Origin of the sequence: Paenibacillus sp. FSL R7-0198 (assembly GCF_038000415.1) — a bacterium.
In the GTDB taxonomy this organism is placed as follows: domain Bacteria; phylum Bacillota; class Bacilli; order Paenibacillales; family Paenibacillaceae; genus Paenibacillus.
Map to the genome: position 1 here is coordinate 6,558,737 of NZ_JBBOCB010000001.1, position 16,678 is coordinate 6,575,414.

13 protein-coding genes are annotated in these 16,678 nt (G+C 45.7%); 10 read left to right on the forward strand and 3 right to left on the reverse strand.

Annotated elements, in window-relative coordinates; all coding sequences use genetic code 11:
• The first annotated feature begins 205 nt into the window (after positions 1-205).
• Positions 206-1,912: a hypothetical protein gene (locus MKY87_RS28930; protein WP_340967232.1), complete on the forward strand. Its 1,707-nt coding sequence runs from the start codon at positions 206-208 to the stop codon at positions 1,910-1,912.
• Positions 1,913-1,990: 78 nt separating this feature from the next.
• A complete protein-coding gene (locus tag MKY87_RS28935; RefSeq protein ID WP_340967233.1) occupies positions 1,991-2,956 on the forward strand; it encodes a sugar phosphate isomerase/epimerase family protein in 966 nt (321 codons plus the stop codon).
• A gap of 529 nt (positions 2,957-3,485) precedes the next feature.
• On the opposite strand, the gene MKY87_RS28940 is transcribed toward MKY87_RS28935, so the two are convergent.
• Complete coding sequence (locus MKY87_RS28940; RefSeq protein ID WP_340967234.1) at positions 3,486-4,070, reverse strand: AAA family ATPase; 585 nt, start codon at positions 4,068-4,070, stop codon at positions 3,486-3,488.
• A gap of 224 nt (positions 4,071-4,294) precedes the next feature.
• On the opposite strand from MKY87_RS28940, the gene MKY87_RS28945 reads away from it, so the two are divergent.
• Positions 4,295-4,630 (forward strand): PadR family transcriptional regulator, encoded by a 336-nt coding sequence (locus MKY87_RS28945; RefSeq protein ID WP_017688825.1) that lies wholly within the window; start codon positions 4,295-4,297, stop codon positions 4,628-4,630.
• Positions 4,627-5,964: an FtsW/RodA/SpoVE family cell cycle protein gene (locus MKY87_RS28950; RefSeq protein WP_340967236.1), complete on the forward strand. Its 1,338-nt coding sequence runs from the start codon at positions 4,627-4,629 to the stop codon at positions 5,962-5,964. Before MKY87_RS28945 ends, MKY87_RS28950 begins: the two co-directional genes overlap by 4 nt.
• Positions 5,965-6,008: 44 nt before the next feature.
• On the opposite strand, the gene MKY87_RS28955 is transcribed toward MKY87_RS28950, so the two are convergent.
• Positions 6,009-7,826 (reverse strand): ABC transporter substrate-binding protein, encoded by a 1,818-nt coding sequence (locus tag MKY87_RS28955; protein ID WP_340967238.1) that lies wholly within the window; start codon positions 7,824-7,826, stop codon positions 6,009-6,011.
• Positions 7,827-7,960: 134 nt separating this feature from the next.
• Between MKY87_RS28955 and MKY87_RS28960 the strand changes: the two genes are divergently transcribed.
• The 6 genes from MKY87_RS28960 (at position 7,961) to MKY87_RS28985 (ending at position 15,256) form a co-directional block, all read left to right on the forward strand.
• Positions 7,961-9,580: a DUF4153 domain-containing protein gene (locus MKY87_RS28960; protein ID WP_340967240.1), complete on the forward strand. Its 1,620-nt coding sequence runs from the start codon at positions 7,961-7,963 to the stop codon at positions 9,578-9,580.
• 92 nt (positions 9,581-9,672) lie between these two features.
• Positions 9,673-10,023, forward strand: a complete 351-nt coding sequence (locus tag MKY87_RS28965) for a hypothetical protein (RefSeq protein WP_241230758.1) — start codon at positions 9,673-9,675, stop codon at positions 10,021-10,023.
• Positions 9,960-10,847: a membrane protein insertase YidC gene (yidC, locus tag MKY87_RS28970; RefSeq protein WP_340967241.1), complete on the forward strand. Its 888-nt coding sequence runs from the start codon at positions 9,960-9,962 to the stop codon at positions 10,845-10,847. The genes MKY87_RS28965 and yidC overlap by 64 nt, the downstream gene beginning before the upstream one ends.
• Positions 10,848-11,135: 288 nt before the next feature.
• Positions 11,136-13,103 (forward strand): AraC family transcriptional regulator, encoded by a 1,968-nt coding sequence (locus tag MKY87_RS28975; RefSeq protein WP_340967243.1) that lies wholly within the window; start codon positions 11,136-11,138, stop codon positions 13,101-13,103.
• Positions 13,104-13,220: 117 nt separating this feature from the next.
• Complete coding sequence (locus tag MKY87_RS28980; RefSeq protein WP_091031293.1) at positions 13,221-14,246, forward strand: FecCD family ABC transporter permease; 1,026 nt, start codon at positions 13,221-13,223, stop codon at positions 14,244-14,246.
• Entirely contained in the window at positions 14,243-15,256 is a 1,014-nt protein-coding gene (locus tag MKY87_RS28985; RefSeq protein WP_340967245.1) for a FecCD family ABC transporter permease, read from the forward strand. The genes MKY87_RS28980 and MKY87_RS28985 overlap by 4 nt, the downstream gene beginning before the upstream one ends.
• A 241-nt stretch (positions 15,257-15,497) precedes the next feature.
• Here the strand turns inward: MKY87_RS28985 and MKY87_RS28990 are convergent, their stop codons facing one another.
• Complete coding sequence (locus MKY87_RS28990; protein WP_339784162.1) at positions 15,498-16,607, reverse strand: helix-turn-helix transcriptional regulator; 1,110 nt, start codon at positions 16,605-16,607, stop codon at positions 15,498-15,500.
• Positions 16,608-16,678 lie beyond the last annotated feature (71 nt).

Consider the following 16,678-nt stretch of genomic DNA (forward strand, 5'->3'; position numbering starts at 1 on the left):
ATGCCTAGTGGCATCATCAGTATCGAATATGAAATTTAGCCGAAATAGGTTGATGCTTACGAAGTATGTTTCCTTCAGAAACATTGTAGTTGCTCGCGTAGTTGTCCTACGCTCCGCTACTCCATTTCTAGCTTAATTCCATCTTCTTGGTACTGAAAACTGATCTTTTTGAACACGCACCTATAGTCTCGGGAGGGCGCATGACATGACACAACGAATGGTAGAAAAGATGTCGAAAGAGCAGCAGTATCTTGTAAACCAGTCCATGACGATGATGGATAGCTTCTATGATAAGGAACTGGATCTGCTTCGGAGTTTTGAAGAAGAGGATTCATCGCAGCACAGCACACGAGCCAGTGCACATTATGCGCTTGGGTTGTTGATTCGAAATGAGCCTGGTGATGTGGAACGCGCGATACAAGTGTTCCACAAGGTGCTCGATGTTCAATATGACGCTCCGGATGAGATCTATCACGGAACCTTCGCGACCCGGCCAACTGATGTGCATCCACCAGCGGGTCACTATGCTTGGAAATCTTTTGCGCCAGGCACGGCCTATTTCCTGGAACGCACCTTTGAGAAGGTGTCTGCGCAGTTTATCCATAAACTACAGGAAGATGGATCTCTGCTCACAGAGGCGGCAGATTCCAAACAACTGAAACGCCTTTTTCATTCGGCAGTGAATCAGATTCTGCCACCGGTCTGGATCAGCTATGATCCCAACTGGCGCGAGTTTATCGCTTGTGTCTGTGTGGTCGTAACTGCTGAATTCGCTGAACTTATACCGGAGACACTCATGAAACGGATGGACCATGCCATGGCATTGGCTGTTCAAGGGTCAATAGAACGCAGGTTATCTGACGTAATCCCCATGAACACCAATATTGAGTTAATGCATATTTTCATTACCCACTACTACGGCCATCGCTTGAACCGAACAGAATGGATTCAGCATTCGGATGAACAGGCGGAGGGATTGATGAAGGAGTTTGAACAGTACGACGGGACATTCGCTGAATTCAATACAACAACGTATTACGGGGTGGATCTCTCCGTGCTTGGTATGTATCGAAAGTACGGAGTCACCAAACGTTTACTTGAAATTGGACACCGAATTGAACATGGGCTGTGGAATAACATTGCGCTATATTATAATGCCAACCTCGAAAATCTCTCCGGCCCATTCTCTCGGGCGTACGACATGGAGATGCGAGAGCATAGTTCAATCGGTGTATTTATCTATCTCTTGCTTGGAGAAGGGTATGAATATCTGGCAGGAATCAACTGTGAGTCAGGCCATGATCCACTGATTGCGCTCCTTGGGGTAGATGTGCCCGCGGAAGCCGTGCCGTATTTCAAGGCTCATCAAGAGGATCGGCTTGTGCAGAAACAGTTCATGGAACTGTGTGAGCGCAATGATCCAACGTCCAATCGGAATCTATGTACGGCCAAAGCCTGGATTGGTGAGGACCGGATGATTGGTGCCATGTCGGGAAGTGTGAATACCAACGGCCAGATGCATCCAGCCACGATCCACTGGCAGACAGAGATGGGGGAGCGTTATTATCTTCGCTTGATCCGCCGTGAGGTAGGCGAGGGGTGGAACAGTCATCTGCGCGGAGTGACGTTTGACGTGGATCTCACGCCAGATTCGTTAACCATTGATGTGGAGCTGGATACGGCGGAAGAGATCGATGTTTATTTTGAAATCAGAGGGCCATCCCTCCGTCAGCAGGACATTACACCAGCGTTATGGCAGTTCCCTGGACTTACGTGTATCGTGAAGGCTGAAGCGCCTGAACCATCCGTATTAATGTACGTGAATCATGCGGAGATCATCTATCGTTATGTGCCTGGGAAAACTGCGAACAAGATGAGATTTGAATTGACTCTCCGTGAAAACAACGGATAGAGGAATGAATAGTAGAGGTAGATAGAGAGATTAATGGAATATGAATGGGCGATAGAATGAGAGACAGGAGGACCAATCATGTATACGGACAAGCAGGAATATTCGTTTTCAACATGTTGGAATATCAAACGTCATACGACCGGACAAGGCATGATTGAAGAGATCAAGTCTCTTGGGTTCAGACAGGTGGAATTGAATTACAACGTTACGGAAGAGATGCAACAGACGATAGAACCGATGATTGAACGGGGAGAGATCGGTGTATCCAGTGTGCATAATACATTCCCGCATGTGGCTGATCCAGATTACGGGACGGATTCCGTCCTGCTCGGATTCGATGATGAACCGCGCCGCAAGCGGGCGATTGAACTGTTACTTCGCTCAGCCGAGTACGCACATCGTTATGGGGCCAAGGCTGTTGTTGTACATCCGGGTGAGGTTCCGTTTGAATACAACATAGATGAAGCGTTGAAAAAGATATACCACGATCAAGGACCGGATTCACCTGCATATCAATCTTTATGGCAAGAGATGCTGGAGAAGCGGAAAGATGGCAGCGCACATTACCTGAGACGGATTCAGGAGAGCCTAGAAGAGGTATGTGACTTGTCTGAGCAGCGAGGATACGGGGTGAATTTCGGTATTGAGACCCGTTCACGCTGTTATCAGATGCCGACTTTGAACGAAGCAGGAACAATTATTGGACAAATGAAGGGCGCTCCGCTTGGTCTCTGGTACGATATTGGTCACGGCATGATGATGGATCGAATGGGGTTGTATGACAATGTACGTGAGGCTAACGCGTTGATTGATCACGTGGTTGGTGTGCATATTCATGAAACCGTAGGGCTGGCAGATCATTGGTGTCCATACATTCATAGTAAAGACATGACATTTTTTGATTCGTTTTTGGATATTATCGACCGTTCTCCGGTGAAAGTATATGAGTTAAAAGCCGCGTGTACACCGGACGAGATCGATGAGAGTCACGGAATAATCACGGCCCGTATTGCTGAACGTCATGCTGCGCGTCAGCGCGGATAGGCAGATTGGTCTATTTTATGCTAAGTGCATGGATAGGTGAATGGTAGGGTGACGGAGGAATGTGAAGTATTCTTCTCGGCAGATATCTGACGTCCAATTGGAGTAGAAGGTATCGGCTATCCCATGTGTGCGGGGATGTTTAATGGAAAAAGGGATCGGTTTCATCGGCCTGCTAGGCTTGGTGAGACGGATCCCTTTTTTTTGATATTGTTAGATATGTATATGTGATCGGTGTACAGCTTTCATTCAGATCACATTCGAATAGCATTCAGAAGCATTTTTGCGCACAATTGGCTTCTTTGCTGGGCACTCTTTGGAAAGCTAACGAACCTGACGCACCCTATTCCACGCATATGAGTCAGATTGAAATCGTAAGGAATCTGAGACACCTTATCTCTTCGTGTGTAGTACATTTTTGCCTATTTTCATTTGTTAGATCCAGTTTAGCGTTACTGAGGTTCGTTAGAATTTTCATGTTAGTCCAAACCAGGTAATAAGGTGCCTGAGATTCGTTAGCGTGTCATTCTTTTTACTCGTACATCCGTCGTTCAAGTTCAGCATAGGCAATCGCAGGATCATCACTGGAATTGTCAATATAAGCGACGGATGAAGCAGGGAGCGGCCAGGCTACTTCTTTTCGGATGAGAGAAGCTGTAAAGGCATCCCAGTTTGCGAGTTTCCAATCATCTAGTGGAGATTGTCTCGCTGTAATCCGTTTGTGATACAACGCTTCATTCTCCAGATAAATATAGGCCACACGAACATCCGTATCATCCAGGGTACGTCCGATCTGTGCAAGTTCCTGAGCAATCCAATCGGTGGTTCCAATTTCTCTGGTAAAGGGTCCTACAACGATGGTATCGATACCCAACTGAACGTTATCCAGAGCAGCATCCATCGTAATGCGGTACCCAAGATCACGGCACAACCTTTTGTATTCAGGCGAATCTCGGTCAGATGGGTCAAGTCCCTGAAGGGTCATGATTGCCTCAGCCGCAGGACGAAGCAGAATATCCATATCGAAGAAAGCAGCTTTATGTTTACGGGAAAGGGCTTTGGCAAGTGTGGTCTTGCCACTTCCGGCTCCGCCGAGAAAGAAAATTAGTTTGCTCATGAATGTAATACCTCCTTAATTGTATTGAAAAAATAGTATCTGTAATTAAAAAATACACGAATATATAGATTCATCATTAGAGTTCATGAATGAAAGGACTTGTTTATTTTAACATAAATAAAGAAGCTTGTTGGCTAGACAGAAAAGGAAGGATAAGGTAATATCATACCTAGTTGTTCTATGCATAGGTTTCCGATGTATGTGGAAAGGAAGGAGTGAGCGCGTTGCAGGTTAACAAACAAATGATTAAAGGCAGTACCGAGACATTGATTCTGACCTTGCTTCAGGAACGACCATTGTACGGTTATGAATTAATTAAGGAACTACATCGTCAATCTGAGGGTGTGTTTAATCTGAAAGAGGGCACGTTATATCCTATTTTGCATGCCATGGAGATTGAAGGTTGGGTAGAGTCGTACTGGATGGAGGTCGAAGGCCGTAAACGGAAATATTATTCGATTCGTGACAAGGGGATGGAGGCCTTACAAAGTAAAAAAGCAGAGTGGAATTTGTTCCGTCGAGCTGTGGATCGGGTGCTTGGGGAAGGAGGCCTGACATGACGAATCGACATGAGCGAATTCAGCATTATCTTGATCACATGTGTGTTCAGGTTAAAGCTCGCGAAGTACATAACGACCTGCGTGATGAGTTGGGAAACCACATGGAAGAGATGATTTTGGATAAAGAACAAGAAGGTTATACAGAGGAAGAAGCAATTGCATATGCCATTGAACAGATGGGCGATCCTGCAGTAGTGGGCAAGAGTATGCACCGATTGCATCGTCATCGTATGCATTGGGCGCTGTTAACGGGAATTGCCAGTTTGCTAATAGTAAGCCTGCTGCTGATGTGGATTTATACGACAAATATCTCAGTTGAAAAGTTTCAGTTTTTGTATAAAAGTCATTTGCTCTACACTATTGTTGGTTTAGTGCTGATGGTGTTTTTGATGTATTTTGATTATCAAAAATGGAAAAAATCTGCCTGGTGGATCTATATTTTGTTAAGTGGAATGTTGTGGATTAATCCCCTGGTATCACCGTTTGATTATGGTGTACAACGGTTCTGGAGCATATTTGGGTTAACAATTGATCTTACGACGATATCCATGTGGGTATTGCCCCTTGCCATAGGTGCGATTATGATGGATAAGCTGCGTAATAAGTGCGATGTACAATCTGTCTCAACGTATATTCTTCTTGTGGCTTTGCCGTCTTTTAGCCTGTTTCAGGCTTCAGATTGGGTACGATTGTTTCCATTCGGAACGGCAACTATTATCTTGTTTGCCTGGATTACACGAAAATGGTTTTATACGTTCGTGGGTGCTGCAATTACGGGAAGTGTCACTATGATACAGTTGTTTTTGAATGGTGAATACAGGCGGTTTGAGAGACTCTCTGTTGTGTTGGATCTCCAGAATGATCCGCTAGGAAACGGTTACTATAACCAAACGATTATGAATATTCTTCATTCTGCCGGATGGTGGGGAAACGGTTCTGACACGTCTTTGGACCACTTTACAGGATTTTATATGGACTATCCCGGTGTAATGCTTATTGATGTATTTGGTTGGTTAGCAGGCATAATGCTGTTGCTTGGAATCGTATGGTTTCTTACTAGTATGCTGAAAATGCTACCTCGTGTACTCGATGAATTTGGTCGTATGATCGTGTTTAGTATTACAATGATGTTTGCATTGCAAATGCTTTACTCGCTGGCGATGACTACCGGAAAGGTTCCGATTGTCAGCGTTACTTTCCCTTTTATTGGATTTGGTTCTCATGTGATCTTAGAATACGCCATGGTGGGTTTACTGCTTGGAGTATATCGACGTAAAGATACTATTTCATTGAGAAGCAAACAGGGAGAGCCGATCACGACCATGTCAAAATAAAAAAAGATACGTGATCGGATGGTATAAGTCATATAATACGATGTTTAATCAGACTGATGTGCTCGTGCGTCAGAAGGAAACCAGATATGACGCAGGTTCACCCAGCCCTGGCTGTTGAAAGATAGACCACGCACCGAAGGCAGATAAGCCGTCTCTACCGGTTTTTCAGATAAATGGAACAGTAGGTTCTGGCTGACCAAAAATTGCTCAATGCGGTCTAATTCACGAGTTCGATCCGCAGCGATGGGAGAGGCGACGATGGTTTGCAAAATCTTATGAATCGCTATGCGAGCAGAATCTTCCAAATGCTCAGACAACGTGGAGTAGAGATCATACCTGCGCAGTTCTTCGTCCCTGTCCCGAATGAGCGAGAAGAGAATCAGATCAGATTCCAACCGCAGATTTCCTTTGAACTGCTCCATTGTAGCGGTACGGACGGTACAAGAGAAACCGCACTGCTCCAGTATGGACGCCAGATGTTGGGCATCCCTGCGATATTGTGGAATGGTTGCAATGTGCAGGGAGATGGGACTGGAGGATACGGAACTTATCGATATATCGCTAAATCCCTCCGAGTGGGCCTGGACTTTCTTGGTATTCACCGTACTAAAATCAGACACAACGACCTCAGAGTCTTCTGCAGTTCCATCATCTCTATACATTCCAGCAAGGCATAACTGAAGGTGTGCTCTTACTTCCGGATCGTTTAACGGTCCGGCTTTTTGCGTATTACACGTGAGCAATTTATGAACCATCACCCCTGCACTAATCTGTGTCCAGTCTGCACCCGTAGACGAAGACGGATTATGAACAAGATGAAAGAACGGAGTTTCGATATCTTGGCTATCGTCCATTTTGGCCGAGGCACTCCACGGAATTTGCAGGATATCTACCCGGTCCATATGTGCTCTACCCTGAAAATACGATGAAAAGGCTTCAAGTCTGCACAAGTGATCATCCCAGGCAGTGACCTTGAACGGCCCCGTCCCGACAGGTTTTTGCATCCCATGCACATCACCGGAATGCTTCATCTTCTGTTCGTGTGTTCCGGGTGAGGGTACAATCGCCGCACGACTTGTTGTCAGGAAGGACAAAAACAATTCATGAGGATTTTTAAGCTGGAAACACACGGTTAAGGAATCGACCGCTTCAATAGATAGAATCTGTTTGCTTACATCACGGTACAGTGTCCGGCGATCTGTAGATTGCAGCCGTTCAAACGTATGCACAATATCATGGGCCGTCAGCATCTGACCATCGTGAAATGTAATACCTTTTCGCAAATAAAAGATCCAGGTCTTTCGGTCTGCACTGACATCCCAGGTATGAGCCAGACAGGGAAGAATCTCTCCTTGTTCACCCCGCTGAACTAACCCGTCAAAGACATGGCTGGTAACAAAGGATTCAGCCAATAGATTAATGTACAGCGGATCAAGCGCATGAAGCTGTTGGCGCAGAGGCAATCGAAGCGTATCAATCTGCTCATTATTGGTGCCGGCTTCTGTATGATGTCCCGAATACCCGAGCAACCACTGGTTTAGATGATCCTGCATGATTGTTGAACTGGAGAATGCGCTCACCTGCTCTGCAGCTTCCTGCAACTCCCGGCGATTCATGGCCTGCATCATATATTCTGCGGCGATTTGATCAGCCGGAACAAGCAAGGTCAGTGAAGAACGCCGACCCCGGCCACGCTGGGAAACCCAACGAATCCAATCATGGGTAACCATCTTTTTGACAATCGTTAACGTATTGCGGTGCGTACAATTTAGCAACTCAGCGAGATCGGCGAGTGTAAGTTCATGTTCTGTATGGTGGCCGTAATGACGATGCAACAGCAGATATTGCTGATGTAATTTCAAGTGTTGATTCCCTCCTGGAGGTGAACTCTGACGTATTCCTCTAAAATAAGAAGTTTTGTCGATTTTAATTTCTATTTATATTCCTATTTTATCATCTAGAATATAGCATAGAAAGGTTAATGGAGGTTTTTCCCATGATTGATAAAATAATGGCTTCACCGCAACGCGCTCTAATCACGCTACTGTCCGCATGGATGCTGGCAATCATTCATCAGTATTTATTCTATGGTAATGAGATTGGCGTATCGTATCCTATTTTTGTAATTCTCTTTTATGTGTTCATGTATCTGTTTGCACGGGACCGCATGAGGTCTTTCAAGTTCATTGATGCTTTTGTAGCGGCTGTAGTGCTATTGTTGTCGCTAACGTTCCTGTTATACGATAATGAACTGCTGTATGTTCTTAATTTTCTGGTTGTACCCGGCGTAGTTATCTTACATATGACGTATCTGATGGGCAGAAAACAGAAGCAGTGGTGGGAGATTGGTTTGATTGGTACGGCTATTGACCACTTGCTGCCTCAAGCCATACGTCATTGGGGGACTGTTGCTGCCACTGCTGTGAGAGCAGGCGGGCGTGGCATGGGCAAATCCCAGAAAACAGTTGTGTTCAAAGTGCTCATTGGTCTTGTGGCGTCCTTGCCTATCCTCATTGTAGTCGTTGCATTACTATCCTCCGCTGACGGGGTCTTTGATCAGTATTTAGCCGGTTTTCCGGAGTGGCTGAATCAATTGGCTTTTACTCCAGGGATACCAAGAATCATCTGGATTGTCATTGTGGGTGTATTGCTGTTCGGTTATGTATGGGGATTTGTACAGCCAATGCAATATGAGGCAGAGAAGAGAGAGAACGCACATTGGAAAAATGGAGCTGCATCCACGGTTGATAAGCGTGACCACACCTATATATTCTCTCCTGTGGACCCGGCCACTGAAGGTAAGGTTACGAATAAGATTACACCCGAGCCCGAACGCACTCCAGTTCAGCGGGAACCATTCAGATTGGACCCCATCGTTGTAGGGACGATGCTGGTTGTCATTAACTGTGTGTACGTTTTGTTTGTACTTGTACAGTTTTCGTATCTGTTTGGTGCAGGAGAGGGGCATCTTCCGGTAGATCTGTCTTACGCAGACTATGCGAGAAGTGGATTCGCAGAGTTAATTCTCGTCACAGGTATTAACTTCTTTATTCTTATTGTTGCTTTGCAGTATACCCGTTCGAGTGGCAAAGCGGGTTCCATCGTGCATCAGGTATTGCTCCTGATTCTGGTCAGTTGTTCAGCAATTATGTTGTATTCCGCGTTTATGCGCCTAAATCTTTATGAGCAGGCATATGGATATACGTACATCCGCTTCCTGGTACACGCATTTATGATCTTCCTTGCACTCCTGTTGCTGATTGCTGGCCTTCGTATACGGTACACGTCAATACCGCTGATTCGCTGGTATATTGTGCTGGCGCTCACAGCTTATGTTGCAGTCAACTATGTGGGCATGGATAAAAGGATTGCCGAGCTGAATATTGAACGTTATCATCAGACTGGCAATATTGATGCAACCTATCTGGCGAGTCTACCGGCAGATGCAGTTCCGTTACTTCGAGAGTTTGCTCAGGAGGAGTATCCGGATCTCAAGAGGGAAATGCTGGAACGTCAAGCATATCTGGATATGGATACATCAGATCGCTCATGGCCTTCTTATAACGTGGCAAGACACCGAGCTGAGCAAGAGTTGTCCAAATTGAGAACGGAATAGCTGAAGAGTATTTGTTTTCACGTACGGATTTATGCAAAAACAATATGTAAGTGTTATAATATAAAAACTAACCTATAAAGGGGGTGAATCCCTTGTTTGAACTGCAGGAGTTATTACCATATTTATTCTCGATTGGACTCATCTTCACCGTCAGTTATGCCTATATTGCCCATCTTCATTGTGGCATGACAGAGTACTGGATGGAAGGTGGCGCCGGTGGTGGACTTGAACCTGTTCTTCCTGCCCTGTGTTTGGACAGACAGCATAGACAGGAAGACTGGAGCCGCATGATTAGACGAAGAGAAGCGCCCGATGAAGATGAACCAGATTGTCATTCCTCGTTGAACGATTGGTCAACAAATCAACGAGGAGGATATATATGGAACATAAGACTAACAAGGGATTCACTTTTACTTCGGGCAAGGGACGGATCTATGGCCTGATTTTCATTTTGTTTGCAGTCATGCTGCTTGCCGGATGCAGCAACAACGTGTCGGAGATTACTTCATCGACACCGGGATTTTTTAATCACTACATTGTATTTCCACTGTCGTATCTGATTCAGCATATTGCCACGATATTTAACGGAAGCTACGGGGTCGCGATTATCGTGATTACGCTGGTCATTCGTTTAGCACTGTTGCCATTGATGATGCGTCAAGCCAAGTCCCAGCAGGGAACACGAGTCATCATGAACGCCATGAAACCTGAAATGGATGCGCTCAAGAAAAAATATGAAGGCAAAAATGACCCTGCTGATAAGCAAAAGCTGTCTCAGGAAACGATGGAGCTATACAAGAAACATAAGTTCAATCCGCTGAACATTGGTTGCTTGCCAATGCTCATTCAGTTGCCTATCCTGTCCGGTATTTACACAGCCATCCGACTTACACCGGAGTTGTCCTCCCACTCGTTCCTGTGGTTCAAACTGGGAGCGCCGGACTATGTACTCGCTGTGGTGGTCGCGGTCATATATCTGATTCAAGCCAAGGTATCACAAGCCAATATGGCGCCTGAGCAGCGAAAACAGTTCGCCATTATGGGATATCTCTCCCCATTGATGATGGCATTCTTTTCTCTTACAGCTCCGGCAGCGATGCCGCTCTACTGGACGGTTGGGGGGTCATTCCTGGTACTACAGACGTTATTATTCCGTAAAATGTACCCGGTGGAACATCCACAGGAGCCAGTGGTTGTGGAAGTGAGTAAGAAAAAGAATAAAAAATCTACCTCATCCAAACCTTCTCGGAAACCTGCAAAGTCTTAATAAACTTGGTCCCAGTTGGCTGCGGAAACATGGTGATTACGGAACAGTGTTGAACACGAAAAACATAATGAAGAAGCCTGATCCATATGGATCAGGCTTTTTTTGTACTCTCAGGTGTTCCTTTTTAGTTTTTTTTACGAAAGCGGATGAAAAGCATAACGTCTACAGCCTGTTCCCCAATATCACTTAATGATGATATACTTACCTGATCAGATATGATATTGATAATCAATATCAATTATTGAGTGATGTATACATTGGAAAAAGTGAAACGAGGAGCGCGGATAGATGCAAGAGGAAGAAGCAAGACAGGGATTTACACCGGAGATGATTGATATGATGGCCAGTATCTGGACACGTTCGATCATTACATTAATAGATGTACGCTTTCAGAATGTAGCGTCACAATACCCGTTGGAGCAATATAAAATGCCTAGTAGCATGTTTATCTATGCATATGGGGGAGAAGCGCAAATCCAACTGAATGAAACCACATTTGCAATGGAACGTTTTGGCTTAGTTCACGGTGGGAAGGGGAGCCTGCTCAGTATTACGCCTAAAGAGGAGATTGTGAATACCTTTATGGTTTTCTATAGAGCAGAATCACCTCTCTTTTTCAAGAAACACCTGCAGCAATTACTGGAGCAAGTCAATCCATTTGTTCAACAGTTTGGTTATACGCCAAGTAATCCCATCTTGCTACGCGATTGGTTCCAACGGATGATGAATGGCTGGAAACGTGGCAAAGCGATGGATCAGCTACAGGCGAAAAGTTTTCTATATCAATTGATTCATGAGGTGTATAGGGATTTGGAGGGTGGTGAGATTCGGTATCTCCAGCCAGATCCAGCCTGTTCTGCCAAGATATATCTCGATAAACATTACAGGGAGCCGATTATGTTTCAACAAATTGCCGATATGTTTGGGATCAGTGGTGGACAATTGACGCGGTTGTTCAAAAAAAGGGAAGGGATGAACTTACAGGAGTATCTCATTCAGAGGAGGATTGAAGCTGCCTGTCATGACTTGAAACATACAGAAGCGACAGTTAAAGAAATCGCATCTGGAGCTGGTTTCACAGATGAGAAAAACCTGTTCCGCATGTTTAAGAAGCATTATAAGATGACACCAAGTGATTATCGGAAAATAAACGCACTATCCATGCAGGTTGATGGTATTGATAATGATTCTCACCTCCCTTACGATGAGAGGGAACTAGCGAGTCTAGTCAAGTCTTATAGAGATGGGGAATCAACGATGTTTGGATCATTAAGAAGTAAAGAAATGATTTTGGCGGCGGCGATAAGCATGATGCTCTTATTGACAGCATGTACGTCAGGGACGCCAGCGAATAATGGGGGAACGGCGAATACAACACCTGCACAGACACAGCAGACGACACAACAGGAAGGGGCGGAGACAAAAGCTTCGGAAGCAGTCTCGCAGACCAGAACGATAACCACAGTTAAGGGTGATGTTGAGGTACCTAACAACCCTCAGCGAGTTGTAGTCGATTATTTGGTTGGTGATGTGGTAGCCCTAGGTGTAACTCCTTTAGGTGTGGCTAGAGCTGCACGGGGAGAGACAGAGCCTGTTTATGCTAACCAGATTACAGACTCCATAAAAGTAGCCATGGAGCCGGAAGATATCATGACGCTTGAGCCTGATCTTATCATTTTGGCATGGAGTGATGAGTCGTATGATGATTTATCCAAAATTGCCCCGACCATTTATGTTCCCTATGGTGATATGACTACAGAAGAGCGGATACAATTTATTAGCGATGTTTTGAACAAACAGGAAGAGGCTAAGGCTGTTTTGAATGCTTATACCGGAAAAATTGAAGAAGCAAAGCTAGCTTTTCAGAATGCGGGCCTATCCGATGTAACGATTACGGTTGGAGAATTCAGTGATAAAAGTAACTACATAGCTGGAGCCAAGCATGCCGTTGGCGAGCTTGTTTACGATGAACTTCAATTGCAGGCACCTTCAAAAGTCCAAACGGATATTATCGACGCAGATAAATATTGGGGCGATGTCTCCATGGAAGTATTACCCGCTTACTCTGGGGATTATATGATCTTCTTAGGAGATGGAAACGTTGCTTCTGATAATGCTGTGTGGAATGCCATACCTGCTGTGCAACATGATCGGATCGTAAAGGTGGATTCTTCGCTATCTTGGTCCACCGACGTAATGACTTCCAGTGCATTGATTGATTATATTGTTAGTCAATTGCTAGCATTAGCTAAATAAGAGTTAGAACGATATTTTAATTGAACACTCCAAATTTTCAAACATGACCAATCGAATATATGGACGTTAATATCCATATTCGTTTGGATTGTCAATAGGTGATGAAAGGGAAACGAGATGAAAAGCAAGCCTGAACAAAAACGCCGTGGGGCGATGAACTTCACCATGTACATGGTAGTAGGGCTTGGATTAACGGTTCTCATGTCGGCGGCATCGATTATGTTTGGTGCTGCTGATATGAGGTTAGCAACGGTATGGGAGGCTATTTTCCGATTTGATCCAATGCGCACTGAACATCAAATTATCCAAACCATGCGTCTTCCGCGTACCGTAGCCGATCTGATCGTTGGCTGCAGCCTTGCGGTATGTGGCGCTATCATGCAGGGGACAACGCGCAATCCGCTGGCCGACTCCGGGCTCATGGGGATTAGCTCTGGCGCAGCATTTGCAATTGCACTTTGCCTGGCCTTTCTGCCGGGTTATTCGTATTGGCAGATGATGTTGTTCGCCTGTCTGGGAGCAGCGATCGCCACCGGTATGACTTACTTTACCGCGTCACTGGGCAATCGCGGAATGACTCCACAGCGGCTTGTACTGGCAGGTCTATCTATTTCAATGTTGTTTGGCGCACTCAGTCAGTATTTGGCGATCAATTATAACCTGGGCCGAGCATTGACATTCTGGACGGCGGGTAGTACAGCGGGTGTCAAATGGGGAGAATTGCTGATAATCTCACCGCTCTTTGTTGGTGGTATACTGCTGGCACTGGCCTTATCCCCTTCCGTTACATTGCTCAGTTTGGGAGATGATGTGGCAAGTGGACTCGGCATTCGTAGCGGACTGGTCAAGATTTTGTCGACAATTATTGTACTCGTGCTGACTGGATTGGCTGTTGTTGTGGTTGGCCCGGTCGGTTTTGTGGGTCTGATTACACCGCATATTGTGCGATATATGGTAGGTGTCGACTATCGATACATTATTCCGGCAGCGGCAATATATGGTGCGTTGCTGACCGTATCGGCCGATTTGGCTGGACGCTTGATCAATAAACCGTTCGAAACGCCGATTGCCATTATATTTTCTATCATTGGTGTGCCGTATTTTCTCTTCTTGGCTCGAAGACAAAGGAGGGAATACGAATGACCAAGCGGCGTTATACGGTGAAACGAGGCATTATCATCAATGTAGTGCTTATGGTGCTTATCCTTGTTTTTGCTATCATTAGCATGAATTCTGGCAAGATGAATCTTTCACCGCTAGAAGTGCTGAACGTTCTCGTGGGAAACGGTACCGATAAGCAAAATCTGATTGTGTTTGACTTTCGTTTGCCACGAATTGTACTTTCGATCTTGGTAGGTCTGGGAATGGGAGCGGCGGGGGTCGTGATGCAGAGTTTGCTGCGCAATGACATGGCTAGTCCGGGAACACTGGGAATTAGTTCGGGATCGGGCTTGTTTGTCCTGTTCTTTGTTGTATTCATTGCACCAACAGGGAAGAGTTCCTTCATTGCTCTGCCTCTGTTGGCTTTTGTTGGCGGACTATTGGCGGCGGGATTGATCTTCTTATTATCGTATCGCCGCGGACGAGATATCTCACCAATCGGTTTAATCTTGACCGGGGTCGCGCTAGGAAGCGGGTATGGGGCGCTGACGACTTTCTTGACACTCAAGCTGGATGATTCGCAGATGAACTTCATGCTGTATTGGCTCGCGGGGAGCCTATGGGGAGATGATTGGGGCTATATTTCCATACTGACACCATGGGTCTTGATCTTACTCGGCTATATTTTTTACAAGGCTCGCATACTGAATGCCCTCCATCTAGGCAATCAGACAGCACAGGGGCTTGGTGTTTCCGTGAAGCGGCAGTTCTTGGGGTTGTCAATCGCTGCTGTTGCTTTATCCTCTGGCAGTGTAGCTGTGGGGGGAAGCTTCTTTTTCGTTGGCTTGATCGCTCCGCATATGGCCAGAAAACTGGTCGGTCCCGATCACAAATTACTCATTCCGGCTGCCAGCTTGGCCGGGGGTCTAGTCGTGGTGGTGGCTGACACGATTACGCGCACGGTTAGCCTGGTAGGAGATGTGCCGACAGGAATCGTCATTACAGTTATTAGTGTTCCATATTTTCTTTATTTATTAGCGAAAACCAAATAACACAATCAATGAAATGGTCTGGATATTTTGTGGCAAACGGCTCGGTAGAACTGCACGCTGCGTTTAAAAGCAGAATGCAAAATATGAAGTTCAATGACTGAAGCTAGCCTGCATTACCGCTATGTTTATCCATAAATAGCATATAAAAAAGGATGCCATTACGAGGATATCGTATTGGCATCTTTTGATTTTTTCTCATTATTTGATAGTCAAATTGATTACTGGGAAATTTCATCAGGATTTATATCGCAGGTTCATCCGACAGCTGGAAACGGGAAACGAAATACCAGATGAGCTCGCGACGTGAGGATACCTTGGTTTTGGCGAAAATGGATTTTAAATGATCCTGAACCGTGTATACAGAAATATGCATCGCGGCAGCAATCTCTTTGGAAGAATAGCTGCGCAGCACATATCCGAGCAGTTCCCGCTCTCGACTGGATAATCCGTGGCTTTCGGCGAGCAAGGGCAGCAAATCCTGTGGCATCGCCTGCTCCAAACGGATAGCAATCTGATCCGGTCCCGTAAGCTGTTGCATGAGACTGGCATGAAGTAGGAGGTAACGGCCATCCGGAAGTTGGATACAAACTTTGGAGGGTGGATCGGTTGCAATCTGAGTACCCACGACCAGTTCTGCCCGATTCTTGCGCTGCAAGTGGGAACTCACTGCACGTACCGGACGGGGCAACACATCCGGCCCTACATGTTCCAGCATACGTAATTGGGACAGCCAATATTGAGCGGAGGCGTTCAGGGATAAGAGCTGGAACGTGTCTGAGGTGATCAAAATTCCGGGTTCCTCGGGACTTTCACTCGTGATCTCATCGATCAGTGTCAGGCTCGTGGACCGCAGCATCGATGCAATAGAAGCGGTCCAGGACTGAATCATCATCCGCTCCTCTTCTGTAAAGACAGCACTTTCTGTCTTACGATATAGGGTCAGATATCCCCAGCAAGCGTCTCCACTGACCAATACAGCACGTAGTTCATCACCAAACCCCGCTGGCTGAAGAATGTTGATATAACGTGGGCTTTGTTCAAGCTGTGAGTTCATGGACGTATGAAGTGTAGCTGTATGCTCACCGCTGCGAATTAATTCAGCGTATTTATGTATATCTTCTTCCATGTATTCATTGATGAATAACCGATCATGAATGGCCTCAATGCCATCTTCTGTCACGGCTCCTGTGGAGAGAAGAGTCAGAGGATCAACGGTAGTGAAACAGTATGCATCGTAAGGTATAACCGTATGGATCTGCTTGAGAACAGCTTCCCGATAGGTATGTGAGGTCCAGGTTCCTTTTTCAAGAGAAGTGATAAGTCTGTGGTTCCGATCAATACGTGATGTCAACAAGATTACTCCTCTCTCTGTGCGCATATCCCAATGTTCTGGGATTGTAGGCTCGCCGTATCCTTCTATAA